This window comes from Pseudoxanthomonas sp. LjRoot204_2, from assembly GCF_056175765.1.
The window spans coordinates 1-2,867 of sequence record NZ_JBGFFG010000420.1 but is presented as its reverse complement, the minus strand read 5'-3'; the positions used below and the strand labels follow the sequence as shown (position 1 = coordinate 2,867).

General features: G+C 65.3%; 2 protein-coding genes. One reads left to right on the top strand and one right to left on the bottom strand.

Going from position 1 to position 2,867, the window contains the following annotated elements:
* The coding region (locus tag AC04L7_RS15860) for a hypothetical protein (protein WP_475513382.1) at positions 1-187 on the bottom strand (187 nt) is incomplete at its 3' end.
* A gap of 143 nt (positions 188-330) precedes the next feature.
* Here AC04L7_RS15860 and AC04L7_RS15855 point away from each other — a divergent pair.
* A complete protein-coding gene (locus AC04L7_RS15855) occupies positions 331-2,526 on the top strand; it encodes a M3 family metallopeptidase (RefSeq protein ID WP_435999069.1) in 2,196 nt (731 codons plus the stop codon).
* Positions 2,527-2,867: the final 341 nt, after the last annotated feature.

Below are 2,867 nucleotides of genomic sequence, written 5' to 3'. Positions count from 1 at the left end.
GTTCCGGACCGCGCCCGTTGTCCTTGAAGATGAAGTCGACGCGCGTCACGCCATCGTCGCCCACCGTGACCGTCTGCTCGCCGGCCTTCTTTCCGCCATCGACCAGGGCGACGTACTTCAGCGTCTCGGCAGCCAGCGCCGACGGCGCCAGCAACAATGCACAGCAGAAGGCAAGGACAGGCTTCACAGGACTCTCCGTCGGGGGCGCTCGGCGCATTCTGCCGCAGCGTGAAGGCACGCCGGGCCGGCGGCCCATGCCTTTCGTCATGGGTCCGGCCCATTTCGCTGGGTTACCCTTGGGAATCCACCTTTGTAAGGACGTCGCGCTTCATGACCACCCGCCTCGCCCTCGCGCTCGCCGCGACCCTCGGACTCGCCATGCCCGCCTACAGCCAGGCCGCCACGCCGGCCACCCAGGCCGCCCAGGCCCCCCAGGCCGCCAACCCCTTCTTCGCGGAAAGCCCGCTGCCGCTGCACTACCCGCAGTTCGACAAGATCAAGGACAGCGACTTCGCTCCCGCCTTCGACGCCGGCATGGCCGAGCAGTTGAAGGAAATGGATGCCATCGCCAACAACCCGGCCGCGCCCACGTTCGAGAACACCATCATCGCGATGGAAAAGAGCGGACAGGTGCTGGACCGCGCCACCACGGTGTTCTTCAACCTCGTGGGCACCGACACCAATGACGCGCGCAACAAGTTGCGTGCCGACTATTCCGCCAGGTTCGCCGCCCACGGCGATGCCATCAGCCTGAACCCGAAGCTGTTCGCGCGCATCAAGGCGCTGTTCGACAAGCGCAACGAACTGGGGCTGGATGCGGAAGGCGTTCGCCTCATCGAGCGTTACCACACCAGCTTCGTGCGGTCGGGCGCCAATCTCAACGACGCCGACAAGGCGACGCTCAAGAAGATGAACGGCGAACTGGCCTCGCTGGGCACCACCTTCAGCGACAACGTGCTGAAGGAAGTGAACGCGTCGGCGGTCGTGGTCGACGACGTGAAGCAGCTCGACGGCCTGACCGAAGGCCAGATCGCCACCGCAGCCGACGTGGCCAAGAAGCGCGGCCTGGAAGGCAAGTACGTGCTGACCCTGCTCAATACCACCGGCCAGCCGCCGGAGTCGCAGCTGACCAATCGGGCCCTGCGCCAGCGCCTGCACGAAGCTTCGGTCGCGCGCGGCAGCCGCGGCGGCGAATTCGACACCACCGCGCTGGTCTCGCGCATCATGAAGCTGCGCGCCGACCGCGCGAAGCTGTTGGGCTACCCGAACCACGCCGCTTACGGCCTGGAAGACCAGACCGCACGCACGCCCGAAGCCGTCAACGCGATGCTGGGCAAGCTGGCGCCGGCCGCGGTGGCCAACGCCAAGCGCGAAGCCGCCGACCTGCAGGCGATGATCGACCAGGAGCAGAAGGCCAAGGGCGAACCGACGTTCAAGCTCGAGCCGTGGGACTGGGCGTTCTACACCGAGAAGGTGCGCGCCGCGAAGTACAACTTCGACGAATCGCAGCTCAAGCCGTACTTCGAGATGAAGAACGTGCTGGAGAACGGCGTGTTCTTCGCCGCCACCCAGCTGTACGGCCTGACGTTCAAGGAACGCACCGACCTGCCGAAGTACCACGCCGACACGTGGACCTACGACGTGTTCAACGCCGACGGGTCGCAGCTGGCGATCTTCATCTTCGACCCGTATGCGCGCGACTCCAAGCGCGGCGGCGCATGGATGAACTCGTACGTGTCGCAGTCCGGCCTGACCGGCGACCAGCCGGTGGTCGCCAACCACCTGAACGTGCCCAAGCCACCGGCCGGCGAACCCACGCTTATGACGTGGGATGAAGTGACCACCACGTTCCACGAGTTCGGCCATGCGCTGCACGGCATGTTCTCCGACGTGAAGTACCCGTACTTCAGCGGCACCAGCGTGCCGCGCGATTTCGTCGAGTACCCGTCGCAGGTCAACGAGATGTGGGCCGACTGGCCGTCGATCCTGGCGAACTACGCCAAGCACCACAAGACCGGCGAAGCGATGCCGCAGGCGCTGCTGGACAAAGTGATCGCAGCGTCCAAATTCAACCAGGGCTTCGCGACGACCGAGTATCTGGGCGCCGCGATGCTCGACCAGCGCTGGCACCAGATCACCGCCGACCAGGTACCGGATGCGGCTGGCGTGATGAAGTTCGAAGCCGATGCGTTGGCCGCGGACGGCATCAACTACAAGCCGGTGCCGCCGCGCTACAAGACGCCCTACTTCAGCCACATCATGGGCGGCTACTCGGCCGGCTACTACGCCTACATCTGGTCGGAAGTGCTGGACGCCAACAGCGTGGAATGGTTCAAGAACAACGGCGGCCTGAAGCGCGAGAACGGCGACCACTTCCGCAAGACCCTGCTGTCGCAGGGCGGCAGCCAGGATGCGATGAAGCTGTTCCGCGACTTCGCCGGCCACGATCCGAAGATCGAGCCGCTGCTGGAGAAGCGTGGCCTGACCGCGCCGTCCAGCGCACCGGCGGGCAAGCCCGTCAAGTAAGCACTCGACGCATCCCGACGCGTTCCATCACGCCACCTTCGGGTGGCGTGATGCTTTCAGGGCCGGGAACGTCCATCGCCGGTCGCGGGGTTCTCCACAGCGGGTGTGGATGACGCGTGCACGAAACTGTGGATAACCGCGCGACGGCCTTGCACGACGGGCCTGTCAAGATGGATGGCGAAATTTTCGCCATGCTCCGGCACGCGTGACGGCGGGCGATGTCGCAATCCCCCGAACTCTCTAGGAGCGGGCCATGCCCGCGATGCTTATCATGAATCCGGTTCACGAGCATCGCGGGCATGGCCCTCTCCTAGAGAGTTCGGGGGATAGCGACATCGCCC